Here is a 25171-nt window from a genome sequence, read left to right as displayed (position 1 = left end):
AAATTGTCGGCGGTGTGGTTACCGTTATCGGTGCCGACGTTCTGGATTCGCTGCGTGATTCATAAGTTTGAACGGTTATCTGCGGGATGATTTTTGCATTACAGGGACAACTGCTGAAACTGTCCAGACTGCCAGCAACAAGGCGACCATCCGTTTTAATCCATCCAATGCCACCGACGATGCGGTAAATATTGCCATCTTTACCGCATGTTACCCGGTCACCCATTCGGGCAACTGAAGTCCCATTGGTTCTTCTATTTGGCGCCCCTTCCAGTACACGACCGCCACAAGTGGTAAGGTCGTACAAATGAAGGATATATCCCTTAGCCATAATTCCCTCTGTCTAAAGCGCATCAATGCTCGTTTGATATTTATTATATAAATAGCGTTCACTCAATGTAATATTATCCTTATAAAAATGAAACATTAATCCATTTTATATATTCAATGAATGAGTTGATTCCTTTTATTCATGCAGCTATACATCGAAGGTTATACTGTAAGGACATTTCTTCGACCTGGTAATGAAGGTCAACATGTAAATACTGTTGGAATAACCCTTCGGAGCGTTCAAAACGTCGCCCAGGATGTCACCAGAAGAACTGGCGAAGGGCTATCGACCAAAGAGATCCTGAGATATATTCATCAACGTGAAGCTGATCAATTTTGTCAGCTCTCACATCTGCCACTCGCTCGCTCCTGACATAGGAGTGTGAATAATGCAATGGCGCGCTTTTTCAGGAGCCTGAAACGAGTGGGGGCGGATAATAGTTTATATAAACTTTGTAGCCATAATAACTATCGTTGCTGCGGAGCATTTTGGGACATTGCAACCGTTGGTGTATCCCATTTCTGCTTCTGAGCGCCTGAGATACACCAACGTATTGTTTTGGAATGAGTTGAAGCTGACCGATAAGCCGGGTTCTGTCGTGGACAGTCATTCATCTAGGCCAGCAATCGCTCACTGGCTCAAGCAGCCTACCCGGGTTCAGTACGGGCCGTACCATGTGAACCCCTATTTGGCCTTGCTCCGGGTGGAGTTTACCGTGCCACGGACTGTTACCAGCCGCGCGGTGCGCTCTTACCGCACCCTTTCACCCTTACCTGATCCCGCTTGCGCGGGCCATCGGCGGTTTGCTCTCTGTTGCACTGGTCGTGGGTTTCCCCCCCAGGCGTTACCTGGCACCCTGCCCTATGGAGCCCGGACTTTCCTCCCCTCCGCCCGTCTCCCCCGAAAGGGACGACGACGAAGCGGCGACTGTCTGGTCAGCTTCGGCGCGCAGTATAGAGGGTTTGCGCGCCGCTGTCACCCTCGGGTGCGGGCTAGATGCTATTAACGCGCCACTTCCACCTTCGCCAGTTTTTCGTAGTAGCACGCAATCGCGCTGTGATCGGCCGTGCCCAGGCCATCCGCACGCAGCGCCTGCATCATCTCCATAACCGCAGCGGTCAGCGGCAGCTGTGCACCCACGCCGTGGGACGTATCCAGTGCGTTCGCCAGATCTTTGATGTGCAGGTCAATGCGGAAACCGGGTTTGAAATTACGATCCATCACCATCGGCGCTTTGGCATCCAGCACCGTACTGCCCGCCAGACCGCCACGGATTGCCTGATAAACCAGGTCCGGATTGACGCCCGCCTTCGTTGCCAGCGTCAGCGCTTCAGACATGGCGGCAATGTTCAGCGCCACAATCACCTGGTTCGCGAGCTTGGTAACGTTGCCCGCACCAATGTCTCCGGTATGCACTACGGAGCCCGCCATCGCTTTCATCAGGTCATAGTTTTTGTCGAACACGGCCTTATCGCCGCCCACCATCACCGACAGGGTACCGTCGATGGCTTTCGGCTCGCCGCCGCTGACGGGCGCATCCAGCATCTCTACGCCCTTCGCTTTTAACGCCTCGCTGATTTCACGGCTTGCGAGCGGGGCGATAGAGCTCATGTCAATCAGCACCAGGCCCGGCTTCGCACCCTCGATGATGCCGTTCTCCCCAAGCGCGACCTCTTTGACGTGAGGGGAATTTGGCAGCATGGTGATGATGACATCGCACTGCTCAGCAATGGCTTTAGGGGTAGTAGCTGTTTCCGCGCCCGCCGCCATCACCTCAGCCACAGACTGTGGATTGTGATCGGATACCACCAGTGAGTAACCCGCTTTAATCAGGTTCTTACTCATTGGTTTACCCATGATCCCAAGACCAATAAAACCCACTTTCAGCGTCATAATCTGTTTCCTCAATGATGGTTATTTTTTAAAAGCGTCCGCTAATTTCTGCGTCGCTGAGCGGAACACGCCGAGGTCGCTGCCGACGGCAACGAACGTGGCTCCCCACTCCAGGTAGCGGCGGGCATCGGCTTCAACCGGCGCCAGAATGCCGCACGGTTTGCCGTGCGCTTTGGCGCGGGCAAAGATGTGCTGGATTGCGCGCTGTACGTCCGGGTGGCTGGCGTTGCCCAGATGCCCAAACGCCGCAGCCAGATCGCTTGGACCGACGAAGATACCGTCCACGCCGTCTGTGGCTGCAATCGCATCGACGTTATCAACACCCTGCTGGCTTTCAATCTGAACCAGAATAGTGATGTTGCTATTGGACTGGGCGAAATAGTCCGGCACGGTGCCAAACATGTTGGCGCGGTGCGATACCGAGACGCCGCGGATCCCTTCCGGCGGATAGCGCGTTGAGGCCACGGCCAGCGCCGCCTGTTCTTCCGTTTCCACAAACGGGATCAGGAAATTGTAGAAACCGATATCCAGCAGACGCTTGATAATCACCGGCTCGTTAGTTGGCACGCGCACCACCGGAGTGCTGGGGCTACCTTTCAGCGCCATCAGCTGCGGAATAAAGGTGCTGATATCGTTCGGCGCGTGTTCGCCGTCCAGCACCAGCCAGTCGAATCCGGCCAGGCCTAACACTTCGGTGCTGATAGGGTTTGCCAGCGCGGACCAACAGCCAATCTGAATCTGGTGCGCCGCGAGGGCAGCTTTAAACTTATTCGGGAAGATATCGTTATTCATCACTTAACCCTTTTTTAATTCCGCAGTTTTAGCCAGTAATATTTATTCCAGAACAGATTCTTTATATTTATTTCTCTGACTGAATGGTGGCGTTATAAAATCGTCATTCAGTATAATCGGCTCTACACGTCAGTACATTGTTTTGATGCTCAAGTATTGCGTTACATCTCAATGCTATTTTGAGCATATGCACAAAGCAGTGGGCGCTAATGCACAGAATCAAGGATTAGTCCGCCTGAAACGATCGCGATCACATTTTCACTTTTCTTCTCCTGACATGCTTTATTTCTACGTTAAGAAAACGATTATCCAACGAGTTATTTTTCATAGCTGAAACTTTGCCGGAGAAGAGTGAATAATGACCGATATTGCAATTAGAGAGGCACCCCCGACGGCGTTTTATATTAAGGTTCACGATACGGATAACGTGGCGATTATTGTCAACGACAATGGCTTAAAAGCAGGCACCCGCTTCCTGGACGGGCTGGAGCTAATTGAGCATATTCCGCAGGGGCACAAGGTCGCGTTGGTCGATATTCCTGCCCACGGTGAAATCGTACGCTACGGCGAAGTCATCGGCTATGCGGTAAGCGCTATTCCGCAGGGTAGCTGGATTGAGGAGTCGCTGGTGGCGCTGCCAGAAGCACCGCCGCTGAATACGCTTCCGCTGGCGACCCGCGTTCCTGAAGCTTTGCCGCCGCTGGAGGGCTATACCTTTGAAGGCTACCGCAATGCGGACGGTAGCGTCGGCACCAAAAACCTGCTCGGCATTACCACCAGCGTGCACTGCGTGGCGGGCGTGGTGGATTACGTGGTGAAAATCATTGAACGCGATCTGCTGCCAAAGTACCCGAACGTCGACGGCGTAGTGGGTCTTAACCACCTGTACGGCTGCGGCGTAGCGATCAACGCGCCCGCGGCGGTCGTGCCGATCCGTACTATCCACAATATCGCCCTGAATCCGAACTTTGGCGGCGAGGTGATGGTCATTGGCCTCGGCTGTGAAAAATTGCAGCCAGAGCGCCTGCTTCAGGGCACCGAGGATGTCAAAGCCATCCCGGCAGACGGGGCCAGCATCGTGCGCCTGCAGGACGAACGCCACGTTGGTTTTCGTTCAATGGTCGACGATATTTTGCAGGTAGCAGAGCATCATCTGGACAAACTCAACCGCCGCCAGCGCGAAACGTGTCCGGCGTCGGAACTGGTGGTGGGAACACAATGCGGCGGCAGCGATGCGTTTTCCGGCGTGACGGCCAACCCGGCAGTGGGCTATGCGTCCGATCTGCTGGTTCGCTGCGGCGCCACGGTGATGTTCTCCGAGGTAACCGAAGTGCGTGACGCCATCCATCTGCTGACGCCGCGCGCAGTCAACGAAGAGGTGGGCAAACGCCTGCTGGAGGAGATGGCCTGGTACGATAATTATCTTGATATGGGCAAAACGGACCGCAGCGCCAACCCTTCGCCGGGCAACAAGAAAGGCGGCCTGGCGAACGTGGTGGAAAAAGCCCTCGGTTCGATTGCCAAATCCGGCCAGAGCGCTATTGTGGAAGTGCTCTCTCCGGGCCAGCGGCCAACCAGGCGCGGCCTTATTTATGCGGCAACACCTGCCAGCGATTTTGTGTGCGGCACCCAGCAGGTGGCCTCCGGTATTACAGTGCAGGTCTTTACCACCGGGCGCGGCACGCCGTACGGGCTGATGGCGGTCCCGGTGATCAAAATGGCGACCCGCACCGAGCTGGCAAACCGCTGGTATGACTTAATGGATATCAACGCGGGCACCATCGCCACCGGGGAAGAAAGTATTGAGGACGTGGGCTGGAAACTGTTCCAGTTTATTCTGGACGTAGCGAGCGGGAGGAAGAAAACTTTCTCTGACCAGTGGGGATTGCATAACCAGCTGGCGGTGTTTAACCCGGCGCCGGTGACGTGATGGCCCCTCAGCCTTCCCTCTCCCCATAGGGGAGAGGGTAAAAAATCTTAAACCAGCACCACATCAATCCCGCTTTTCCGTAATCCTTCCAGACTCTCCGCCGGAATACCTTCATCAACGATAATCATATCAATCCGTTGCGTATCAATGATTTTATGCAGGCTTGAGCGGTTAAACTTGCTGGAGTCGGTCACGACAATAATACGCTCTGCCACCTCGCACATTTTGCGGTTCAGGCGTGCTTCATCCTCGTTGTGCGTGCTCACCCCGCGATCGAGATCGATAGCGTCGACGCCCAGGAACAGCAGATCAAAGTGATAATTCTGTAAGGACTGTTCCGCCTGGTCGCCGTAGAAGGACTGCGACTGACGACGCAAGTGACCGCCGGTCATCAGCAGCTCTACCCCTTCAGCTTCCAGCAACGCATTCGCCACGTTCATCCCGTTAGTCATCGCAATGACATCCGTGTGCTGGCGCAGCATACGAGCGATCTCAAAAGTCGTGGTGCCGGAATCCAGAATAATGCGGTGCCCCGGCTTCACCAGCGCGGCGGCGGCCTGAGCGATGCTGCGCTTCACCGCCGTATTGAGCGAGCTTTTATCCTCAACGGAAGGCTCGATGCCAGGCGCATTCCCTTCGCAGATTAGCGCCCCGCCGTAGGCACGAACGGCGATGCCCTGCTTTTCCAGGAACGCCAAGTCGTTGCGGATCGTCACCGTCGATACGCCGTACAGATGAGACAGATCGTTAACCTGCACGCTTCCCTGCGCCCGCAACCGCTGAATGATCTGCTCCCGCCTTTCACTGGTGCCGGTGATGCGCTTCTCTGCGGATGAATCGCTGCTGCTCATACGAGATCCTTAATCAATAAACTTTCATTTCATTTCGTTTTGTCTATTAACGCCTTTCTTTTTAGCGAATGCAAGCGCTGTCTGGAGGACTTACGCAAGCCTGTGAACAGCTGAAACCTTTCATTGTGTTTCTTTTGTGAAACAGATCGGAAAACCATTATCTTTCGTTTTATTTTTACACCGCCATAATGCAGGATTAAATGAAACAAAACGAAAGATAAAAATCATTACCATCCGAAATGGAGAGGAAAGTGAAACATCTGACAGAAATGGTGGAACAACATAAACGGGGGAATGCAAACGGGATTTATGCCGTCTGTTCCGCACATCCACTGGTACTTGAAGCTGCCATTCGTTACGCCCATTCACGCCAAACGCCACTGCTGATTGAAGCCACCTCAAACCAGGTGGATCAGTTTGGCGGCTATACCGGCATGACGCCCGCTGATTTTCACGGGTTTGTCTGCCAGTTGGCGGACTCGCTTGGTTTCCCGACGTCACAGTTGATCCTCGGCGGCGATCATTTAGGGCCCAACCGCTGGCAAAACCTGCCGGCTTTGCAGGCGATGGCGAACGCCGAGGATCTGATCAGGCACTACGTGGCAGCCGGATTTAAAAAAATTCACCTCGATTGCAGCATGTCCTGTGAAGACGATCCGGTTCCTTTAACCGATGCGATCGTTGCCGGGCGCGCCGCGCGTCTGGCAAAAATTGCCGAAACAACCTGTCTTGAGCAATTTGGTGTAGCCGATCTGGTCTACGTTATCGGCACGGAAGTTCCGGTTCCCGGCGGCGCGCACGAAACGCTGACCGAGCTTGAGGTCACGACGCCAGAGGCGGCGCGCGCCACGCTTGAGGCACACCGCCACGCATTCGAGAAGGAAGGGTTAAGCGACATCTGGCCGCGCATTATTGGCCTGGTGGTTCAGCCCGGCGTTGAGTTCGACCATGCGCACGTTTGTGACTATCAGCCACATAAAGCCGTCGCGCTGAGCAAGATGGTTGAAGCCTATGACACGCTGGTATTTGAAGCACACTCCACCGATTACCAGACGCAACAGGCGCTGCGCCAGCTGGTGAACGATCACTTCGCTATTTTAAAAGTCGGCCCTGCCCTGACCTTTGCCCTGCGTGAAGCGCTGTTCTCACTGGCCGCCATTGAAGAAGAACTGCTCCCGGCGAAAGCCAGCTCGGGCCTGCGTCACGTTCTGGAAAACGTGATGCTCGATCGCCCGGAATACTGGCAAAGCCACTATCACGGTGACGGCAACGCCCGACGCCTGGCCCGCGGCTACAGCTACTCCGACCGCGTACGCTATTACTGGCCGGACAGCCAGATTGACGATGCCTTTGAACGACTGGTGCGCAATCTGGCAGACGAACCCATTCCGCTGCCGCTTATCAGCCAGTATTTGCCGTTGCAGTACAGCAAAGTTCGCGAGGGCGCTCTCAAGTCAACGCCGCGGGAACTCATCATTGACCACATTCAGGACATACTCCAGCAGTACCATGCCGCCTGCGAAGGCGTAACGACTCCACACGCATAATTAAAAAGAGGAAAACGCTATGCCAAACATTGTCTTATGCCGCATTGATGAACGCCTGATCCACGGACAGGTGGGCGTGCAGTGGGTGGGGTTTGCGGGGGCAAACCTGGTGCTGGTGGCAAATGACGAGGTTGCAGACGATCCGGTTCAACAAAACCTGATGGAAATGGTGCTCGCGGAAGGGATCGCCGTGCGTTTCTGGTCGCTGCAAAAAGTGATCGACAATATTCACCGCGCCGCTGACCGTCAGAAAATTCTGCTGGTCTGCAAATCACCCGCCGATTTTCTGAAGCTGGTTGAAGGCGGCGTGCCCATCACCCGTATCAATGTCGGAAACATGCACTACGCCAGTGGCAAACAGCAAATTGCCAAAACGGTCTCTGTCGACGCGAACGATATCGCTGCGTTCAACGGCCTGAAAGCGGCCGGGATGGAATGCTTTGTTCAGGGCGTCCCAACAGAGACCGCTTTGGATCTCTTTAAACTGCTTTGAGGGATTCACAATGGAAATCAGTCTGTTGCAGGCTTTCGCGCTGGGGCTTCTTGCCTTTATCGCGGGCCTGGATATGTTTAACGGCTTAACACACATGCACCGCCCGGTGGTGCTTGGTCCTCTGGTCGGCCTGATACTGGGCGATCTGCATACCGGGATCCTGACCGGCGGTACCTTAGAGCTGGTCTGGATGGGTCTGGCGCCGCTGGCGGGCGCGCAGCCGCCAAACGTGATTATCGGCACCATCGTCGGCACCACGTTTGCCATCACCACGGGCGTGAAGCCGGATGTCGCCGTTGGGGTCGCGGTGCCGTTTGCCGTGGCGGTGCAGATGGGTATCACCTTCCTCTTCTCCGTGATGTCCGGCGTAATGTCCCGCTGCGATCGCATGGCGGCCAACGCGGACACCGACGGCATAGAGCGAGTCAACTATCTGGCGCTGCTGGCGCTCGGCATTTTTTATTTCCTGTGCGCGTTTCTGCCCATCTACTTTGGCGCTGAACACGCGAAAACCGCCATTGCTATCCTGCCGGAGCGTCTGATTGACGGTCTCGGCGTCGCGGGCGGCATCATGCCAGCGATCGGCTTCGCCGTGCTGCTGAAGATCATGATGAAAAACGTTTACATCCCTTATTTCATTATCGGTTTTGTCGCCGCGGCCTGGCTGAAGCTTCCGGTACTGGCGATTGCCGCAGCGGCGCTGGCGATGGCGCTGATCGACCTGCTGCGTAAATCGCCTGAACCGACGGCGCCCGCGGCCCATAAAGAGGAATTTGAAGATGGCATCTAATCAAACCACCCTGCCGGGCGCGTCTGTCAGTGAAGAGACGCTGCTAAGCGGCGTGAATGAAAACGTCTATGAAGACCAGACCATTGGCGCGGAGCTGACCAAAAAAGACATTAACCGCGTGGCCTGGCGCTCCATGCTGCTGCAGGCCTCGTTCAACTATGAGCGTATGCAGGCCTCCGGCTGGCTGTACGGGCTGCTGCCCGCGCTGAAAAAGATCCACACCAATAAGCGGGACCTGGCGCGGGCGATGAAAGGTCATATGGGCTTCTTTAACACCCATCCGTTTCTGGTGACCTTCGTTATCGGCATTATTCTGGCAATGGAGCGCTCAAAGCAGGATGTAAACAGCATTCAGAGCACCAAAATTGCGGTCGGAGCCCCGCTCGGAGGCATTGGTGACGCCATGTTCTGGCTGACCCTGTTACCCATCTGCGGCGGTATTGGTGCCAGCCTGGCGCTGCAAGGCTCCATTCTTGGCGCGGTAGTTTTTATCGTGCTGTTCAACGTGGTGCATCTCGGCCTGCGCTTTGGCCTGGCGCACTACGCATACCGAATGGGCGTTGCCGCCATTCCGCTGATCAAAGCCAACACCAAAAAGGTGGGCCACGCGGCCTCTATTGTCGGGATGACGGTGATCGGCGCGCTGGTGGCGACCTACGTCCGACTCAATACGACGCTTGAAATCAAGGCGGGTGATGCGGTCGTTAAACTGCAAACCGACGTGATCGACAAGCTGATGCCCGCGTTCCTGCCGCTGGTCTACACCCTGACCATGTTCTGGCTGGTGCGCCGCGGCTGGAGCCCGCTGCGGCTGATCGGTATTACCGTACTGCTGGGCGTTGTCGGTAAATTCTGTCACTTCCTGTAAAAGCAAAGAGGTTGCGATGTTAGGCATAATTTTGACGGGTCACGGCGGCTTTGCCAGCGGGCTTGAACAGGCGATGAGGCAGATCCTTGGCGAGCAGCCGCAGTTTATCGCCATCGATTTTCCGGAAAACTCCACCACTGCCAGGCTGACCGCTCAGCTTGAGCAGGCGGTGAGTGAGCTGGACCCAGAGCAGGATATTATTTTCCTCACCGACCTTCTCGGCGGCACGCCGTTTCGCGTGGCCTCGACGCTCGCGATGCAAAGACCGGGTAGCGAAGTGATTACCGGCACCAACCTGCAGCTTTTGCTGGAAATGGTGCTGGAACGTGACGGATTAAGTAGCGAAGCGTTTCGTCTGCAGGCGCTGGAGTGCGGCCACCGCGGCCTGACCAGCCTGGTGGATGAGCTTGGTCGCTGTCGCGAGGAAGCCCCCGTAGAGGAAGGAATATGATCCGGTTACTTTCACAGCGTTCACCTTCGTAGTTTACATTGCGTGTCCCGGCGGCCTTACGGCATCAGATCGTAAGGCCTTTCTTTTCCTTTCCTTGGCTTTACCCTTTCCTTTAACGATCACACTTTTCGTTTTATTCCTTTTCCATTATTGAACTTTCGATTTCTTTCCTATAGATTTTGTTTAACTGCTAATGTGAATAAGTGAAACGAAACGAAAGATAGCGACACGTTTGCCAGCGTCTGATGTGGAATTCACACGACTAAGGACTGAGTTATGCAACAAACCACCGCCGCCACAACCGGCACCTGGACCGAAAAAGAGATCCGCCAGCAGCCTGCCTGCTGGATCCGCTCACTAAACAACATCGATAATCTGCGCACCTCGATTGACGGTTTCCTGACGCCGCTGCTGCGTAAGCGAGACCTGCGGATCGTCCTCACCGGCGCGGGTACCTCCGCGTTTATTGGCGAGATAATTGCCCCCTGGCTTGCGAGCCACACCGGTAAAAACGTCTCCGCCATACCAACAACCGATCTGGTCACCAACCCGATGGATTACTTCAGCCCGGCACACCCTCTGCTGCTGGTCTCTTTTGCCCGCTCCGGCAACAGTCCAGAGAGCGTTGCCGCCGTTGAGCTGGCGAACCGGTTCGTGCCCGAGTGCTACCACCTGTCGATCACCTGCAACGAGGCGGGAAGCCTGTACCAGAACGCCGTCGAGAGCGATAACGCCTTTGCCCTGCTGATGCCAGCCGAAACGCACGATCGCGGGTTCGCGATGACCAGCAGCATTACCACCATGATGGCGAGCTGTCTGGCCGTATTCGCACCAGAGACGATCGGCAGCCAAAGCTTCCGGGACGTAGCCGATCGCTGCCAGGCGCTCCTCACCTCGCTCGGGGATTTCAGCGAGGGCGTCTTTGGCAACGAACCGTGGAAACGCGTTGTGTATCTGGGAAGCGGCGGTCTGCAGGGCGCGGCGCGCGAGTCTGCGCTGAAGGTGCTGGAGCTGACCGCGGGCAAGCTGGCGGCATTCTACGATTCACCAACGGGCTTTCGTCACGGGCCTAAGTCACTGGTGGATAACGAAACGCTGGTGGTGGTGTTTATCTCCAGCCATCCGTATACGCGTCAGTACGATCTGGATCTGCTGGCCGAACTGCGCCGCGATCGTCAGGCCATGCGCGTTGTCGCCATCGCCGCCGAAAACGATCCGGCCATTGAAGCGGGGCCGCATATCCTGCTGCCGCCTTCCCGTCCGTTTAGCGATATAGAACAGGCGTTCTGCTTCCTGATCTATGCCCAGGTCTTTGCGCTAACCCAGTCTCTGCATGTTGGCAACACGCCGGACACACCATCCGCCAGCGGAACGGTCAACCGTGTGGTACAGGGCGTGGTTATTCATCCGTGGCAGGCTTAAGAGGATCGTATTATGAGTATTATTTCGACCAAATATCTTCTGCAGGACGCGCAGACAAAGGGCTATGCCGTTCCGGCCTTTAACATCCATAACGCCGAGACGATCCAGGCGATCCTCGAAGTGTGCAGCGAAATGCGATCGCCGGTGATCCTCGCCGGGACGCCGGGTACTTTTAAACACATTGCGCTGGAGGAGATCTACGCTCTGTGCAGCGCATACTCCCTCAGCTACGACATGCCGCTGGCGCTGCATCTCGATCATCACGAATCGCTGGATGACATTCGTCGCAAGGTACATGCCGGCGTACGCAGCGCAATGATCGACGGTAGCCACTATCCCTTTGAAGAAAACGTGAAGCTGGTGAAATCGGTGGTCGATTTTTGCCACCTCAACGACTGTAGCGTTGAGGCGGAACTGGGCCGTCTGGGGGGTATTGAAGATGACATGAGCGTCGACGCCGAAAGCGCATTCCTGACCGACCCGCAGGAGGCGAAACGCTTCGTTGAACTGACCGGCGTGGACAGCCTCGCCGTTGCCATCGGCACCGCGCACGGCCTCTATACCAAACGCCCCAAAATTGACTTCCAGCGCCTGGCTGAGATCCGCGAGGTGGTAGCGGTTCCGCTGGTGCTGCACGGTGCGAGCGATGTTCCGGATGATGATGTGCGCCGCACTATTGAACTGGGCGTGTGCAAAGTTAATGTCGCAACCGAGTTGAAAATCGCCTTCTCTGATGCGGTCAAAGCCTGGTTTGCCGAGAACCCGCAGGGCAACGATCCGCGCTTCTACATGCGCGTTGGGATGGACGCCATGAAAGAGGTGGTCCGAAGCAAGATCGCCGTTTGCGGTTCGGCTAACCGTCTGCGTCTTCCGGCAGAAGCATAACTAAGAGGATCTTACTTTAATGAAAAAAGTGCTCACCCTCTCAATGCTTGCCCTGTGCGTTTCCCATGGCGCGATGGCAGCGAACTACACGCTCACTAACGACAAGATTGCCCTGTCCTTTGATGACGCCAATTCAACGGTGGTGGTAACTGACAAAAAGGCCAACCACCCCATCACCCCGCAGGAACTGTTCTTTCTGACGCTGCCGAACAAAACAAAAATCAACAACTCTGATTTCAAAATCAAGCACGTCGAAAAGCAGGACAGCGCCATTGTCATCGACTTTTCGCGTCCGGATTTTAACGTGACGGTAAAGCTCAACCTGGTGAAAGATAAATACGCCAGCATCGATTACACCCTCGCGGCGGTAGGCCAGCCGCGTGACATCGCAAAAATCACCTTCTTCCCGACGAAAAAGCAGACGCAGGCACCTTACGTTGACGGGGCGATCAACAGCTCGCCGATTGTCGCGGACTCGTTCTTTATTCTCCCGGACAAGCCCATCGTTAACACCTACGCCTATGAAGCGACGACCAACCTCAACGTAGAGTTAAAAACGCCGATTCAGCCCGCAACGCCGGTCAGCTATACCACGTATTTCGGCACTTTCCCGGAAACCAGCCAGCTGCGCCGCAGCGTAAACCAGTTTATTAATACCGTGCGTCCGCGTCCGTATAAGCCTTACCTGCACTACAACAGCTGGATGGATATTGGCTTTTTTACCCCCTATTCCGAACAGGACGTGCTGGGGCGGATGGATGAATGGAATAAGGAATTTATCGCCGGACGCGGCGTGGCGCTGGACGCCTTCCTGCTGGACGATGGCTGGGACGACCTGACCGGGCGCTGGCTGTTTGGCCCGGCATTCGGCAACGGTTTTGGCAAGGTACGGGAAAAAGCCGACAGCCTGCACAGCTCGGTCGGACTGTGGCTCTCACCGTGGGGAGGCTACAACAAACCGCGCGACATTCGCGTCTCGCATGCAAAAGAGTATGGGTTCGAAACCGTCGACGGGAAGCTGGCCCTGTCAGGGCCTAACTACTTTAAAAACTTCAATGAGCAGATCGTTAAGCTTATCAAAAACGAGCACATTACCTCGTTCAAGCTGGACGGGATGGGTAATGCCAACGCGCATATCCCGGGTAGCCCGTTCGCCTCGGATTTTGACGCCTCCATCGCTCTGCTGCATAACATGCGCAGCGCCAACCCGAATCTGTTTATCAACCTGACGACCGGCACCGACGCCAGTCCGTCCTGGCTGTTCTATGCGGATTCCATCTGGCGTCAGGGTGATGACATCAACCTGTACGGTCCCGGCACGCCGGTGCAGCAGTGGATGACCTACCGCGATGCCGAAACGTACCGCTCCATTGTGCGCAAAGGCCCGCTGTTTCCGCTGAACTCGCTGATGTATCACGGCATCGTCAGCGCTGAGAATGCCTATTACGGGCTGGAGAAGGTGCAAACGGACAGTGATTTTGCCGATCAGGTCTGGAGCTACTTCGCCACCGGCACCCAGTTGCAGGAACTGTATATCACCCCTTCAATGCTGAACAAGGCGAAGTGGGATACACTGGCGCAGGCCGCAAAATGGTCGCGTGACAATGCCAGCGTGCTGGTGGATACGCACTGGATTGGCGGAGACCCGACGGCGCTGCAGGTTTACGGCTGGGCTTCGTGGAGTAAAGAGAAAGCCATACTCGGCTTGCGTAACCCCTCGGACAAGCCGCAAAGCTACTATCTTGATTTAGCGAAAGAATTCGAAATACCCACGGGAGACACGGCGAAGTTTAGTCTCAAAGCGGTGTACGGCAGTAATTCAACCGTACCTGAGGAGTACAAAAACGCGGTGGTGATTACGCTGCAGCCGCTGGAAACGCTGGTATTTGAGGCGATGCCTGGGAAATAGAAGAGTAAATAAATCTGTAGGCCGGGTAAGGCGCAGCCGCCACCCGGCAAAACAGTATCAGAAATTACTCCCCCTGCTGCTCCAGCGCATACTTATACAGCGCATTTTTCTTCACGCCGTGAATCTCTGCTGCTAATGCCGCCGCTTTCTTCAGCGGCAGTTCGGCCTGCAGCAAGGCCAGCGTGCGCAGCGCATCAGCAGGCAGGGCATCCTCTTCCGCCTTATGCCCTTCGACAATCAGCACCATTTCGCCTTTGCGGCGGTTTTCGTCTTCCTTCACCCACGCCAGCAGTTCACCGACTGGCGCGCCGTGAATAGTTTCCCAGGTTTTGGTCAGCTCACGCGCCAGCACCACGTAGCGGGATTCGCCCCAGACGGTGACCATATCTTCCAGGCTTTCCAGCAGGCGGTGAGTGGATTCGTAGAAGATCAGGGTACGCGGCTCGGCTTCCAGTTCCTTTAATACATCGCGACGGCCTTTGGATTTGGCAGGGAGGAAGCCTTCATAGCAGAAACGGTCAGACGGCAAACCTGCGGCGCTCAATGCAGCAATCGCGGCGCACGGCCCCGGCAGTGGCACAACGCGAATCCCGGCTTCGCGACAGGTGCGCACCAGATGGTAGCCAGGATCGTTAATCAGCGGCGTCCCGGCGTCAGAGACCAGCGCGATGTTCTGCCCCTCTTTGAGCTTCGCCACCAGCGTTTCGGCTTTTTGTTGCTCATTGTGATCGTGCAGGGCAAACAAACGGGCGTTAATCGCGAAATGTTGCAGCAGTAAACCGGTGTGTCGGGTGTCTTCAGCGGCAATTAAATCAACAGCTTGCAATACGTTCAGCGCACGTTGGGTAATATCAGACAAATTCCCGATAGGAGTAGGTACAATATAAAGCTGGCCTTGAGAATTATCTGCCGTTTCGTGTTGTTTCATTGTTTCGTCCGTATTGCCGATTTAATATTGAGCATTGCGTAAAAAAAATCACTGGATACAGTATGGTACCGTTAACGTTTCTTCGAAAAAAAGCCACGCGCAGCGTGCCGCTGCTGCTCGCAGCCCTGATTTTTGCAGGCTGTGGCACCCAGGCACCTGACCAGAGCACCGCCCATCTTCAGGGCTCCGCTCAGGCTGATTCTGGCTTTTATCTGCAACAAATGTCGCAGAGTACAAATGATACCAGGATCAACTGGCAATTACTCGCCATTCGTGCACTGCTGAAAGAGGGCAAAACCCAGCAGGCTGCCGAGCTGTTCGGCCAACTGCCGAAAGAGCTTAACGATACTCAGCAACTTGAGCAGAGCCTGCTCTCTGCCGAGCTGAAGGTCGCGCAGAAAGATTTTGATGGCGCGAAAAAGATCCTGGGGAGCATCGACCTGAGCGCGCTGGATAAAAACCAGCAGGCGCGCTTCTGGCAGGCGGGCATTACCGCTGAGCAGGGGCGCCCTTCCCTGACGCTCCTGCGTGCCTTGATTGCCCAGGAGCCGCTGCTCGCCGGTGCCGACAAGCAGAAAAACATTGATGCCACCTGGCAGGCGCTTGCCTCGATGACCCAGGATCAGGCAAAGGCGCTGGTCATCAACGCGGACGAAAACGTGCTTCAGGGCTGGCTTGATCTGCAGCAGATGTGGTTTAACAACCGCAGCGATCCAAAAATGCTGAAAGCCGGTATTACCGACTGGCAGACCCGTTACCCGCAGAACCCGGGCGCAAAAATGCTGCCAACCCAACTGGTGAATGTGCAGAACTTTAAGCCTGCGTCGACAAGCAAAATTGCGCTGCTTCTGCCGCTGAATGGCCAGGCGGCAGTGTTTGGCCGTACGATTCAACAGGGCTTTGAAGCGGCGAAAAACGGCACCACGCCGGTAACGGGCAGTGCGGTTCCGGTGCAGGCAGCGCAGGCGGCCAACGTGAACGATGTTGTCAGCCCCTCCGCCGCCGAGACCAGTGACCTGACCACCGCACAAACCCCGGCGCAGGGTACAATGCAAAACCCGGTTACCGCACCGACTACCCCTCCAGCGACGGCAGCACCGGCAGCACAGGCTCCGGCTGAGGCACAAGCGACGCCTGCACCAGAGGCAACGGCAGAACAGCCTCAACAGCAGCCGGCACAGCCAGCATCACAACCTGCCGCACAGCCGCAGGCCGTGGCGACCGCCAGCGCGAACCCTGGCGCTGAGCTGAAAATCTACGACACCAGTTCGAAGCCGCTTGACCAGGTGCTGGCGCAGGTTCAGCAGGACGGGGCAAGCATCGTTGTCGGCCCGCTGCTGAAAAACAACGTGGAAGAGCTGATGAAGAGCAATACCACGCTGAACGTACTGGCGCTCAACCAGCCGGAACAGGTTCAGAACCGGGCCAATATTTGCTACTTCGCACTCTCTCCGGAAGATGAAGCCCGCGATGCGGCGCGTCATATCCACGAGCAGGGTAAGCAGGCTCCGCTGCTGCTGATCCCGCGCAGTACGCTGGGCGATCGCGTGGCCAATGCCTTTGCCGATGAGTGGCAGAAGCTTGGCGGCGGCGTGGTGCTGCAGCAGAAATTCGGTTCCGCCTCGGAACTGCGCGCGGGCGTCAACGGCGGGGCAGGTATCGCGCTTAACGGCAGCCCTGTTACGGCGAGCCTGCCACAGCAGCAGAGCGTGACGATTGGCGGCCTGACGATCCCTGCGCCACCTACCGACGCGCAGATTAGCGGTGGCGGTAAAGTGGATGCGGCCTATATCGTTGCCACGCCACAGGAGATCGCCTTTATCAAGCCGATGATCGCGATGCGTAACGGCAGCCAGAGCGGCGCAACGCTCTACGCCAGCTCCCGCAGCGCACAGGGCACCGCAGGCCCGGATTTCCGTCTGGAAATGGACGGCCTGCAGTACAGCGAAATCCCGATGCTGGCGGGCAGCAACCCGGCGCTGATGCAGCAGGCGCTAAGCTCCGTACGTAACGACTACTCTCTGGCGCGTCTGTATGCGATGGGTGTTGATGCGTGGGCGCTGGCAAACCACTTTACCCAGATGCGTCAGGTGCCGGGCTTTGAGCTTAACGGCAACACCGGCGATCTGACCGCCACTCAGGACTGTGTGATTAACAGGAAGTTATCATGGCTCAAATACCAGCAGGGGCAAATCGTCCCGGCCAGTTAAGCCGTAAAGAGACCGGCGATGCGTGGGAGTTAAAAGCGCGTCGCTGGCTCGAAGGCAAAGGACTGCGCTTTATCGCCGCCAACGTCCGCGGGCGCGGCGGCGAAATTGATCTGATCATGAAAGACGGTCAGGTGATTGTGTTTGTAGAAGTCCGCTTTCGACAGTCTTCCCGTTTTGGCGGTGCTGCCGCCAGCGTGACGCTCGCCAAACAACATAAATTATTACAGACTGCCCACTTGTGGCTTGCCCGCCATAATGGGAGCTTTGATACTGTGGATTGCCGTTTCGATGTGATAGCCTTCACCGGAAATGAGATCGAATGGCTTAAAAACGCTTTTGGCGAAGACGCATAATTAAGATTTAAAAGGGATAACGTGCTCGAAAGAATTAAAGTGTGCTTCACAGAAAGCATCCAGACTCAGATTGCCGCGGCGGAAGCCCTTCCGGACGCGATCTCTCGCGCTGCAATGACGCTGGTGCAATCCCTGCTTAACGGCAACAAAATCCTCTGTTGTGGCAACGGAACCTCAGCCGCCAACGCACAGCATTTTGCTGCCAGCATGATTAACCGTTTTGAAACCGAACGCCCTAGTTTACCTGCCATTGCACTTAATACCGATAATGTGGTCTTAACAGCGATTGCTAACGATCGTCTGCATGACGAAATTTACGCAAAGCAGGTGCGCGCCCTGGGGCATGCCGGCGATGTGCTGCTGGCGATCTCCACGCGCGGCAACAGCCGGGACATCGTCAAAGCCGTTGAAGCCGCCGTTACCCGCGACATGACCATCGTCGCCTTAACCGGCTATGACGGCGGTGAGCTGGCGGGTCTGCTCGGGCCGCAGGATGTGGAAATCCGCATTCCGTCTCACCGTAGCGCACGTATCCAGGAGATGCATATGCTCACGGTGAACTGCTTATGCGATTTGATCGATAACACGCTTTTCCCTCACCAGGATGATTAAGGAGTTTTTATGAAGGCTTTATCGACCCTCGCAGTCCTTATGTCTGCATTACTGCTTCAGGGATGTATTGCTGCGGCCGTTGTGGGTACTGCCGCAGTAGGCACCAAAGCGGCGACCGATCCGCGCTCTGTGGGAACGCAGGTGGATGACGGTACGCTGGAGCTGCGGGTCAACAGTGCGCTGTCGAAAGACGAACAAATCAAGAAAGAAGCGCGTATCAACGTGACGGCTTATCAGGGCAAAGTCCTGCTGACGGGTCAGGCACCGAATACCGAACTCTCCAGCCGCGCGAAGCAGATCGCAATGGGCGTTGAGGGCACCACGGAAGTCTTCAATGAAATCCGCCAGGGTCAGCCAATCAGCCTGGGCACCGCGTCGTCTGACACCTGGATCACCACCAAAGTCCGCTCCCAGCTGCTGGGTTCAGACCAGGTGAAATCCTCAAACGTAAAAGTAACGACCGAAAACGGTGAAGTGTTCCTGCTGGGTCTGGTGACCGATCGTGAAGGGAAAGCGGCGGCGGATATCGCCAGCCGGGTGAGCGGCGTGAAGCACGTCACCACCGCGTTTACCTACATTAAGTAATCCACGTCTGACTAAAGGCCCGGTAGGCGCGAGCGCCACCGGGCTTTTTTTACATCAACGCAATACTCCCCACCATCACTCCGCTCAACGCCACCAGTCCCGCCGTCAGCCACAGCGCTTTCGCCGGGAAAGACTTACGCAGCATGATGAGCGACGGCAGGCTGATTGCCGGCAAGGTGATAAGCAGCGCCAGCGCCGGTGCGGTACCCATACCGGCCAGCATCATGGTCTGGACAATCGGAATTTCTGCCGCCGTGGGGATCACAAACAGGCAGCCTGCAACGGCCATCGCAATCACCCACATCAGCGTGTTGTCGATTGCGCCAACCGCATGCGGGAAGAGCCAGACGCGCGCCGCGCCCAGAACCAGTACCGCCAGGATATAGACCGGAATGGTGCTCCAGAAAAGCTGCCACAACGCCTTACCCCAGCGAGTGAAGAAACCGCCCTGCGGTTCGCTGACGTCCAGTTCAACGGCTGCGGGTTCGACGGCAGTATCCTTCACCAGTTTTTGTACCAGCGTCGCCACCACCAGCACCGTCAGCAGCCCGGCAACCAGACGGATAGCGGCAAAATGCCAGCCGAGCACAAAGCCCATAAACACCAGCGTCGCCGGGTTGAGCAGCGGGTTCCCCATCCAGAATGCCAGCGCACCGCCCATGGATACGCGCTGGCGGCGCATACCCGCCGCTACCGGTGCGGCACAGCAGGAGCACATCATGCCCGGCAGAGAGAAAATCGTCCCCAGCAGCGTGCCCTGAAAGCGCGGCTGCCCGAGTGTTTTCACCAGCCAGTTTCGCGGAATAAGTACCTGAATCAGCGATCCCAGGATTACCCCTAAGACGGCAGCTTTCCACACCGCCAGGAAGTAGACCATGGCGTAATCCCATGCCGCCTTCAGCGGGCTGGCATCAGCCTGAGCGAGTATAGATTTACCGATGCTGTGCGTTTCGGCGGCGGTGAAGGCTTTGCCGTAGTACGGCTGCCATTTCACATACCAGAGGCCAATGATGACCACGAGAAAGAAGAGTGCGGGCTTCCACCATTGGACAGGTGTTGCCGCCTGAGATGAAGACTGACCAGTCATACCATTCCCCGGAGAGTGTTATTTAATAAGCCGGAGAAGTTTACGCCTCGCCCTGCGCGATTTCACGCAGTTTTGCCGAAGGGATGATATTGACGCCCTCCTGCGACGGTGCCAGCGCCTCTTTCAGCATCGCCTGCGCGACGTCCCGCGCCTCGATGGACTTCCAGTTACCCGGCAGGATGCGAAACAGCGGGGCGAAGAAGGATTCGTTAAAACGCCGTTCGTCGCGATGGCCCATCAGCATGGAAGGCCGCACGATTGTCAGGCGCTCCCACTTCTGCGCAATCAGCGCCTCTTCCATTTTGCCCTTCACCTGATTGTAAAAAAACGGTGAGCCGGTGCTGGCGCCGTGCGAGCTCACCACCAGGAAATGTTTTGCCCCCAGCTTTTTGGCCGTCAGGGCGGTATCCACCACCAGCGTGTAGTCCGCATGGATGAACGCTTCTTTACTGCCCGCCTCACGCCGCGTCGTGCCCAGGCAGCAAAAGGCGATATCTATAGGATCCTGCACCTGCGCCAGCGCGTCGGTGAGCTGGGGATCGTGCGGGTTATAGACGCCGGTGATATCCAACAGCGGGCGGCGCGTCGGGGCGGCAATATAGTTGATATGCCGGTCCTGGATCAGCAACCGCAGCAGATGTCCACCCACCAGCCCGGTTGCGCCGGTAATCAGTACCTGACTCATCTTATCCCCTTTACAGAATTGTCCGTTTGCGATCTGGACCTGCTCTACCACACTTAAAAGTCTGTTACCGGTAAGTATTTACCACAAACGGGAAAAAAACAGTCTGAAGCGAAAACAACGGAGGAAGCATGGGTAAAAAAATCGCAGTCTTGATTACCGACGAGTTTGAAGATTCAGAATTTACGTCGCCAGCTGAGGCATTCCGCAAGGCAGGCCACGAGGTCATCACCATTGAGAAAGAAGCGGGTAAAACCGTGAAGGGCCACAAGGGCGAAGCCAGCGTGACCATCGATGAGTCCATCGATAACGTCAGCCCGTCAGATTTCGACGCCCTGCTGTTACCAGGCGGCCATTCACCGGATTCCCTGCGCGGGGACGAGCGTTTCGTCACCTTTACCCGTGACTTCGTCGGCACCGGCAAGCCGGTCTTTGCCATCTGCCACGGCCCGCAGCTGCTGATCAGCGCTGAAGTGGTCCGCGGGCGTAAGCTTACGGCGGTGAAACCGATCGTTATCGATCTGAAAAACGCAGGGGCCGAGTTTTACGATCAGGAGGTGGTCAACGATAATGACCAGCTGATCACCAGCCGGACCCCGGACGATCTCCCGGCGTTTAACCGCGAAGCGCTACGCCTGCTCGGCGCGTAGCCAGTGAAGCTTTTTGCCAAAGCCCAAGGTGTTGTCGGTAAATTTCAGCTCATCAACGCGGATTTCCCACACCGGGGCTTTTAGCGCAGCAGCAACCGGGAAGCGGCGCGTGTAGCGTTTACGCTGTGCGTCGCTTTCTTCACCTTCCAGACGACGAATTTCGCCTTTGAACTGCACGCCGCGGATCAGCGCGACGGTTTTGGGCTGGCCGTTGACCGTGCCCGCCACTTTTGCCTGCTGGCCGGTCATCTGGGCATGCCGCGTTTTGTCCTCACTCATGACGTAAAAAGCGACGCGTTCAGGATCGTAGTAGTAAAAGGCGTTGGCGCACCACATTTCGCCCTCGCTATATACGCACCAGGTCACGACGTGCTGCTTTGCCAGCCAGCGGTTAATGGCGGCCAGTGTTTCCATTTTCGTTCTCTCTCATGCTATGGTGCGTTCACCTTAACATACTGAATCTGTTTACCGTGTGCTGGTTTCTCTATCTTGTCCGAACCGCTGATAACGCACTCTACACCGGGATCACCACCGATGTGGCGCGGCGTTTTTTACAACATCAAACGGGGAAAGGGGCAAAAGCGCTGCGGGGGAAAGGCGAACTGCAGCTGGCTTTTTCTGCCGCCGTGGGGAACAGATCGCTGGCACTCAGGCTGGAGTACCGTATTAAGCAGCTAACGAAGCGCCAGAAGGAGCGCCTCGTGACCGGAGACGGCTCCTTTGAGGCGCTACGCGAGAGCCTGATTAAAAGCGATTAAAATGGTCGTGGTAGTCCACCAGACCATTTACGCCGTTCAGGGCATCATCCGCCAGGCGATGCACCTGGAAGGCGGATTCGGTACCTGGCCAGCGGCAGCGAAGATCGTAATGCGCGGCCTGCTCGAAGCCTAAACGGCCATAGAACGCCGGATCGCCCAGCGTGACCACGGCGGCATAACCAAACTCATTCAGCGAGTCCAGCCCTTCATAGACCAGCTGGCGCGCCAGGCCCTGCCCGCGGTAGTTTTCATCTACCGCCAGCGGTGCCATGCCCACCCACTGAAGATCTTCACCCTGAACGATCACCGGGCTGAAGGCAACATAGCCGACAACCTGACCTTCGTCATCGGTGGCAACCAGCCCCAGCGTGATCAGGCCGTCTTCACGGAGATCGTGGACCAGTTGGGCTTCCGCATCGCTCTCAAAAGAGCGGCGTAATAACGCATCGATACCCGGTGCATCAATCCCTATTTCGACTCGAATCAGCATGGCTCACCTACGGAAGTGTGTTTACTGTCCGGCGGGGATTTCAGCCCCGCCTCAACGAAATCTGCCATTTGCATCAACATCACGCGCAGCGCTTTCGGCATCTGCTCCAGCTCAATGGCATCCATTAAATTCTTAACGTACAGGCCAAGCTCCGTGTCGCCCTCAATCACCAGACGGCGCTGGAAGAAGAGTGTGTCCGGGTCCTGCTTACGCGCGGCAATCATCAGCAGGTCGCTGGCGTTGGCGCTAAAGCTCACGTCCGCCTCGGCAGACTCACGAACGATCAGCTGGTCGTTCTCTACGGAGGTAAACCAGCGCAGCCCGATGTCACGCACCTCAATGCTTAACCAGCGCCCTTCCAGAAACTCCAGCTCGCCATCCTGCAGCGCCTGACGGAACTGCCAGCTCAGGACCTGCTCCAGCACTTGGCGTTTAAGCGCGAACGGCGCCAGCCTGACCGGCACGCTCAGCATTGATGGACCGAATTGTACGAGACGTGAACGCAGTTTATCCAGCACGAGCTTTACTCCCTGATAGCTATAGTCCCGCTATTTTGCCACATCCGTTCCAGAACATAGCGGCGTAAATCAACAAACCATCGTCGGACGTACCCCATTATTGGTGCCATCAATACGCCATTAGCTGCCTTAAATCAAAAATTGTCGCGTATGGGTTAATTAAAATCCCAGCTCGTTAACAATTTTGCTATCGACTACATCAGGATAATTTATGGAGCTGCTCTGCCCTGCCGGAAACCTTCCGGCGCTTAAGGCGGCCATCGAGAATGGGGCCGATGCGGTCTATATCGGGCTGAAAGATGACACCAACGCCCGCCATTTTGCTGGCCTTAACTTTACGGAGAAAAAGCTTCAGGAAGCCGTTAACTTCGTTCATCAGCACCGCCGCAAGCTGCATATTGCCATCAACACGTTTGCCCATCCTGACGGTTACGCCCGCTGGCAGCGCGCGGTGGACATGGCAGCACAGCTGGGCGCCGATGCGTTAATCCTGGCCGACCTCGCCATGCTTGAGTATGCGGCAGAACGCTATCCGCATATTGAGCGCCACGTCTCTGTTCAGGCATCTGCCACCAACGAAGAGGCGGTGCGTTTTTACCATCAACACTTTGACGTCGCCCGCGTGGTGCTGCCGCGCGTGCTCTCTATTCATCAGGTTAAGCAACTCGCGCGCGTCACGCCAGTGCCGCTGGAGGTTTTTGCCTTTGGTAGTCTGTGCATCATGGCCGAAGGCCGTTGCTATCTTTCTTCTTACTTAACCGGTGAATCGCCGAATACCGTCGGGGCCTGCTCCCCTGCCCGCTTCGTCCGCTGGCAGCAGACCCCACAGGGGCTGGAGTCGCGTCTGAATGAAGTTCTGATCGACCGCTATCAGGACGGTGAAAACGCGGGTTATCCGACGCTGTGCAAAGGCCGCTACCTGGTCGACGGCGAGCGCTACCACGCGCTGGAAGAGCCCACCAGCCTTAACACGCTGGAGCTGCTGCCGGAGCTGCTGGCCGCCAATATTGCCTCGGTGAAAATTGAAGGTCGCCAGCGCAGTCCGGCCTATGTGAGCCAGGTGGCGAAAGTGTGGCGTCAGGCCATCGACCGCTGCATGGCGGACCCGCAGAGCTACGCCCCACAGGCGGCGTGGATGGAGACGCTCGGATCGATGTCCGAAGGCACGCAAACCACGCTGGGCGCGTATCACCGTAAATGGCAGTGAGATAACCATGAAATATTCATTAGGGCCGGTGCTCTACTACTGGCCAAAAGAGACGCTGGAAGATTTTTACCAACAGGCCGCCACCAGCAGCGCCGATGTGATTTACCTCGGTGAAGCAGTATGCAGCAAACGCCGCGCCACCAAAGTGGGCGACTGGCTGGAGATGGCGAAAAGCCTGGCCGGGAGCGGCAAGCAGGTGGTGCTGTCAACGCTCGCGCTGGTTCAGGCTTCGTCCGAACTGGGCGAGCTGAAGCGCTACGTCGAAAACGGTGAGTTTCTGCTGGAGGCGAGCGACCTGGGCGTGGTGAACATGTGCGCCGAACGCAGGCTGCCGTTTGTCGCAGGCCATGCGCTGAACTGCTATAACGCCGTCACCCTGCGCCTGCTGCTCAAACAGGGAATGACCCGCTGGTGCATGCCGGTGGAGCTCTCCCGTGACTGGCTGGCAAACCTGCTGAATCAGTGCGACGAGCTGGGCATTCGCCATCAGTTCGAAGTGGAAGTGCTGAGCTACGGTCATCTGCCGCTGGCCTACTCTGCCCGCTGCTTCACCGCGCGATCGGAAGACCGCCCGAAAGATGAATGTGAAACCTGCTGCATCAAGTACCCGAACGGGCGCAGCATGCTGTCGCAGGAGAACCAGCAGGTGTTTGTCCTGAACGGCATTCAGACCATGAGCGGTTACGTCTATAACCTCGGCAACGAGCTGGCGTCGATGGACGGGCTGGTGGACATGGTGCGCCTGTCGCCGCTGGATACCAGCGTTTTCGCGATGCTGGACGCCTTCCGCGCTAACGAAAACGGCGCGTCGCCGCTGCCGCTGGCGGCAAACAGCGACTGCAACGGTTACTGGAAACGTCTGGCCGGGCTGGAACTTCAGGCCTAAAAAAGGCTCACTTTGTTAACAACGGTTATCATTTTTTAATGCA

General features: G+C 56.5%; 27 protein-coding genes and 1 other RNA gene. 17 read left to right on the top strand and 11 right to left on the bottom strand.

The features are described 5' to 3' along the window. The 4 genes from INF73_RS04795 to garL form a co-directional block, all read right to left on the bottom strand. Positions 1-331: PAAR domain-containing protein (locus INF73_RS04795; protein ID WP_193541631.1), on the bottom strand; the 331-nt coding region annotated here is incomplete at its 3' end. Between the two features lie 566 nt (positions 332-897). Beyond that, positions 898-1274, bottom strand: an RNA gene (rnpB, locus tag INF73_RS04790) — RNase P RNA component class A. A gap of 59 nt (positions 1275-1333) precedes the next feature. Beyond that, a complete protein-coding gene (gene garR, locus INF73_RS04785) occupies positions 1334-2224 on the bottom strand; it encodes a 2-hydroxy-3-oxopropionate reductase (protein ID WP_100170926.1) in 891 nt (296 codons plus the stop codon). A gap of 21 nt (positions 2225-2245) precedes the next feature. Continuing rightward, complete coding sequence (gene garL / locus INF73_RS04780) at positions 2246-3016, bottom strand: 2-dehydro-3-deoxyglucarate aldolase (protein ID WP_028014520.1); 771 nt, start codon at positions 3014-3016, stop codon at positions 2246-2248. 358 nt (positions 3017-3374) lie between these two features. Between garL and garD the strand changes: the two genes are divergently transcribed. Then, entirely contained in the window at positions 3375-4946 is a 1572-nt protein-coding gene (gene garD, locus INF73_RS04775; protein ID WP_193541629.1) for a galactarate dehydratase, read from the top strand. A gap of 47 nt (positions 4947-4993) precedes the next feature. On the opposite strand, the gene INF73_RS04770 is transcribed toward garD, so the two are convergent. Further along, positions 4994-5797: a DeoR family transcriptional regulator gene (locus tag INF73_RS04770; RefSeq protein ID WP_193541627.1), complete on the bottom strand. Its 804-nt coding sequence runs from the start codon at positions 5795-5797 to the stop codon at positions 4994-4996. A gap of 239 nt (positions 5798-6036) precedes the next feature. Between INF73_RS04770 and kbaZ the strand changes: the two genes are divergently transcribed. The 8 genes from kbaZ (at position 6037) to INF73_RS04730 (ending at position 14162) form a co-directional block, all read left to right on the top strand. After that, positions 6037-7344, top strand: a complete 1308-nt coding sequence (kbaZ, locus tag INF73_RS04765; RefSeq protein ID WP_069732655.1) for a tagatose-bisphosphate aldolase subunit KbaZ — start codon at positions 6037-6039, stop codon at positions 7342-7344. 19 nt (positions 7345-7363) lie between these two features. Next, positions 7364-7837, top strand: a complete 474-nt coding sequence (gene agaV / locus INF73_RS04760; RefSeq protein WP_193541625.1) for a PTS N-acetylgalactosamine transporter subunit IIB — start codon at positions 7364-7366, stop codon at positions 7835-7837. Between the two features lie 10 nt (positions 7838-7847). After that, positions 7848-8627 carry a PTS N-acetylgalactosamine transporter subunit IIC gene (agaW, locus tag INF73_RS04755; protein WP_193052657.1) on the top strand — a complete coding sequence of 260 codons (780 nt, stop codon included), beginning with the start codon at positions 7848-7850 and terminating at the stop codon, positions 8625-8627. Beyond that, positions 8617-9495 (top strand): PTS N-acetylgalactosamine transporter subunit IID, encoded by an 879-nt coding sequence (agaE, locus tag INF73_RS04750; protein ID WP_045260092.1) that lies wholly within the window; start codon positions 8617-8619, stop codon positions 9493-9495. The genes agaW and agaE overlap by 11 nt, the downstream gene beginning before the upstream one ends. A 16-nt stretch (positions 9496-9511) precedes the next feature. Next, entirely contained in the window at positions 9512-9946 is a 435-nt protein-coding gene (agaF, locus tag INF73_RS04745) for a PTS galactosamine/N-acetylgalactosamine transporter subunit IIA (protein WP_047367065.1), read from the top strand. A 276-nt stretch (positions 9947-10222) separates the two neighbouring features. Next, positions 10223-11368 (top strand): SIS domain-containing protein, encoded by a 1146-nt coding sequence (locus INF73_RS04740; RefSeq protein ID WP_193541623.1) that lies wholly within the window; start codon positions 10223-10225, stop codon positions 11366-11368. 12 nt (positions 11369-11380) lie between these two features. Further along, positions 11381-12253, top strand: coding sequence for a tagatose-bisphosphate aldolase subunit KbaY (gene kbaY / locus INF73_RS04735; protein ID WP_136484926.1), 873 nt, complete (start codon positions 11381-11383; stop codon positions 12251-12253). Positions 12254-12272: 19 nt separating this feature from the next. Further along, the gene (locus tag INF73_RS04730) at positions 12273-14162 is read left to right on the top strand and encodes an enterotoxin (RefSeq protein WP_193547285.1); all 1890 of its coding nucleotides are present in this window, start codon (positions 12273-12275) and stop codon (positions 14160-14162) included. A gap of 64 nt (positions 14163-14226) precedes the next feature. Here the strand turns inward: INF73_RS04730 and rsmI are convergent, their stop codons facing one another. After that, entirely contained in the window at positions 14227-15090 is an 864-nt protein-coding gene (gene rsmI / locus INF73_RS04725) for a 16S rRNA (cytidine(1402)-2'-O)-methyltransferase (protein WP_088204352.1), read from the bottom strand. Positions 15091-15152: 62 nt separating this feature from the next. Between rsmI and INF73_RS04720 the strand changes: the two genes are divergently transcribed. The 4 genes from INF73_RS04720 to dolP are packed head-to-tail and all read left to right on the top strand — an operon-like array spanning position 15153 to position 18850. Next, positions 15153-17300, top strand: a complete 2148-nt coding sequence (locus INF73_RS04720; protein ID WP_193541620.1) for a penicillin-binding protein activator — start codon at positions 15153-15155, stop codon at positions 17298-17300. Beyond that, positions 17258-17653: a YraN family protein gene (locus tag INF73_RS04715; RefSeq protein WP_028014533.1), complete on the top strand. Its 396-nt coding sequence runs from the start codon at positions 17258-17260 to the stop codon at positions 17651-17653. Before INF73_RS04720 ends, INF73_RS04715 begins: the two co-directional genes overlap by 43 nt. Before the next feature lie 21 nt (positions 17654-17674). Continuing rightward, a complete protein-coding gene (gene diaA, locus INF73_RS04710; RefSeq protein WP_003861754.1) occupies positions 17675-18265 on the top strand; it encodes a DnaA initiator-associating protein DiaA in 591 nt (196 codons plus the stop codon). A gap of 9 nt (positions 18266-18274) precedes the next feature. Next, a complete protein-coding gene (dolP, locus tag INF73_RS04705; RefSeq protein WP_028014534.1) occupies positions 18275-18850 on the top strand; it encodes a division/outer membrane stress-associated lipid-binding lipoprotein in 576 nt (191 codons plus the stop codon). Between the two features lie 49 nt (positions 18851-18899). Here dolP and INF73_RS04700 read toward each other — a convergent pair whose 3' ends face one another. Then, the gene (locus INF73_RS04700) at positions 18900-19937 is read right to left on the bottom strand and encodes a permease (protein ID WP_192971990.1); all 1038 of its coding nucleotides are present in this window, start codon (positions 19935-19937) and stop codon (positions 18900-18902) included. 40 nt (positions 19938-19977) lie between these two features. Then, positions 19978-20622 (bottom strand): NAD(P)H-binding protein, encoded by a 645-nt coding sequence (locus INF73_RS04695; RefSeq protein WP_041907904.1) that lies wholly within the window; start codon positions 20620-20622, stop codon positions 19978-19980. Between the two features lie 128 nt (positions 20623-20750). Here INF73_RS04695 and INF73_RS04690 point away from each other — a divergent pair, with 128 nt between their 5' ends. Continuing rightward, positions 20751-21269, top strand: coding sequence for a type 1 glutamine amidotransferase domain-containing protein (locus INF73_RS04690; protein WP_028014537.1), 519 nt, complete (start codon positions 20751-20753; stop codon positions 21267-21269). Here the strand turns inward: INF73_RS04690 and INF73_RS04685 are convergent. Then, complete coding sequence (locus INF73_RS04685) at positions 21249-21683, bottom strand: YhbP family protein (RefSeq protein ID WP_047364709.1); 435 nt, start codon at positions 21681-21683, stop codon at positions 21249-21251. The two genes, INF73_RS04690 and INF73_RS04685, sit on opposite strands and share 21 nt — an antisense overlap. 14 nt (positions 21684-21697) lie before the next feature. Between INF73_RS04685 and INF73_RS04680 the strand changes: the two genes are divergently transcribed. Next, a complete protein-coding gene (locus INF73_RS04680) occupies positions 21698-22027 on the top strand; it encodes a GIY-YIG nuclease family protein (protein ID WP_193541618.1) in 330 nt (109 codons plus the stop codon). On the opposite strand, the gene INF73_RS04675 is transcribed toward INF73_RS04680, so the two are convergent. Together INF73_RS04675 and INF73_RS04670 are read right to left on the bottom strand one after the other, a co-directional pair. Beyond that, positions 22014-22517, bottom strand: a complete 504-nt coding sequence (locus tag INF73_RS04675) for a GNAT family N-acetyltransferase (RefSeq protein ID WP_041907900.1) — start codon at positions 22515-22517, stop codon at positions 22014-22016. The two genes, INF73_RS04680 and INF73_RS04675, sit on opposite strands and share 14 nt — an antisense overlap. Further along, positions 22511-23035, bottom strand: a complete 525-nt coding sequence (locus tag INF73_RS04670; protein WP_028014541.1) for an SCP2 domain-containing protein — start codon at positions 23033-23035, stop codon at positions 22511-22513. Before INF73_RS04670 ends, INF73_RS04675 begins: the two co-directional genes overlap by 7 nt. Positions 23036-23246: 211 nt before the next feature. Between INF73_RS04670 and INF73_RS04665 the strand changes: the two genes are divergently transcribed. Together INF73_RS04665 and INF73_RS04660 are read left to right on the top strand one after the other, a co-directional pair. Next, positions 23247-24242, top strand: a complete 996-nt coding sequence (locus INF73_RS04665) for a peptidase U32 family protein (RefSeq protein WP_048999528.1) — start codon at positions 23247-23249, stop codon at positions 24240-24242. A 7-nt stretch (positions 24243-24249) separates the two neighbouring features. Next, positions 24250-25128, top strand: coding sequence for a U32 family peptidase (locus INF73_RS04660; protein ID WP_041907896.1), 879 nt, complete (start codon positions 24250-24252; stop codon positions 25126-25128). Positions 25129-25171: the final 43 nt, after the last annotated feature.

Origin of the sequence: Enterobacter cloacae complex sp. P6RS (genome assembly GCF_014982245.1) — a bacterium.
GTDB classification, from domain to species: Bacteria; Pseudomonadota; Gammaproteobacteria; order Enterobacterales; family Enterobacteriaceae; genus Enterobacter; species Enterobacter bugandensis.
The sequence above is the reverse complement of the archived record's forward strand: the minus strand, read 5'-3'. Positions and strand labels throughout refer to the sequence as shown.

Coding starts and splice junctions, on each gene's coding strand:
- agaE (WP_045260092.1), top strand. CDS start 8,617: ATGGCATCTAATCAAACCACCCTGCCGGGCGCGTCTGTCAGTGAAGAG.
- INF73_RS04730 (WP_193547285.1), top strand. CDS start 12,273: ATGAAAAAAGTGCTCACCCTCTCAATGCTTGCCCTGTGCGTTTCCCAT.
- INF73_RS04740 (WP_193541623.1), top strand. CDS start 10,223: ATGCAACAAACCACCGCCGCCACAACCGGCACCTGGACCGAAAAAGAG.
- INF73_RS04690 (WP_028014537.1), top strand. CDS start 20,751: ATGGGTAAAAAAATCGCAGTCTTGATTACCGACGAGTTTGAAGATTCA.
- INF73_RS04665 (WP_048999528.1), top strand. CDS start 23,247: ATGGAGCTGCTCTGCCCTGCCGGAAACCTTCCGGCGCTTAAGGCGGCC.
- INF73_RS04685 (WP_047364709.1), bottom strand. CDS start 21,683: ATGGAAACACTGGCCGCCATTAACCGCTGGCTGGCAAAGCAGCACGTC.
- kbaZ (WP_069732655.1), top strand. CDS start 6,037: ATGGAGAGGAAAGTGAAACATCTGACAGAAATGGTGGAACAACATAAA.
- INF73_RS04700 (WP_192971990.1), bottom strand. CDS start 19,937: ATGACTGGTCAGTCTTCATCTCAGGCGGCAACACCTGTCCAATGGTGG.
- INF73_RS04715 (WP_028014533.1), top strand. CDS start 17,258: ATGGCTCAAATACCAGCAGGGGCAAATCGTCCCGGCCAGTTAAGCCGT.
- kbaY (WP_136484926.1), top strand. CDS start 11,381: ATGAGTATTATTTCGACCAAATATCTTCTGCAGGACGCGCAGACAAAG.
- INF73_RS04720 (WP_193541620.1), top strand. CDS start 15,153: ATGGTACCGTTAACGTTTCTTCGAAAAAAAGCCACGCGCAGCGTGCCG.
- INF73_RS04695 (WP_041907904.1), bottom strand. CDS start 20,622: ATGAGTCAGGTACTGATTACCGGCGCAACCGGGCTGGTGGGTGGACAT.
- INF73_RS04770 (WP_193541627.1), bottom strand. CDS start 5,797: ATGAGCAGCAGCGATTCATCCGCAGAGAAGCGCATCACCGGCACCAGT.
- rsmI (WP_088204352.1), bottom strand. CDS start 15,090: ATGAAACAACACGAAACGGCAGATAATTCTCAAGGCCAGCTTTATATT.
- garD (WP_193541629.1), top strand. CDS start 3,375: ATGACCGATATTGCAATTAGAGAGGCACCCCCGACGGCGTTTTATATT.
- INF73_RS04680 (WP_193541618.1), top strand. CDS start 21,698: ATGCTATGGTGCGTTCACCTTAACATACTGAATCTGTTTACCGTGTGC.
- agaW (WP_193052657.1), top strand. CDS start 7,848: ATGGAAATCAGTCTGTTGCAGGCTTTCGCGCTGGGGCTTCTTGCCTTT.
- INF73_RS04675 (WP_041907900.1), bottom strand. CDS start 22,517: ATGCTGATTCGAGTCGAAATAGGGATTGATGCACCGGGTATCGATGCG.
- agaV (WP_193541625.1), top strand. CDS start 7,364: ATGCCAAACATTGTCTTATGCCGCATTGATGAACGCCTGATCCACGGA.
- garL (WP_028014520.1), bottom strand. CDS start 3,016: ATGAATAACGATATCTTCCCGAATAAGTTTAAAGCTGCCCTCGCGGCG.
- INF73_RS04660 (WP_041907896.1), top strand. CDS start 24,250: ATGAAATATTCATTAGGGCCGGTGCTCTACTACTGGCCAAAAGAGACG.
- agaF (WP_047367065.1), top strand. CDS start 9,512: ATGTTAGGCATAATTTTGACGGGTCACGGCGGCTTTGCCAGCGGGCTT.
- dolP (WP_028014534.1), top strand. CDS start 18,275: ATGAAGGCTTTATCGACCCTCGCAGTCCTTATGTCTGCATTACTGCTT.
- garR (WP_100170926.1), bottom strand. CDS start 2,224: ATGACGCTGAAAGTGGGTTTTATTGGTCTTGGGATCATGGGTAAACCA.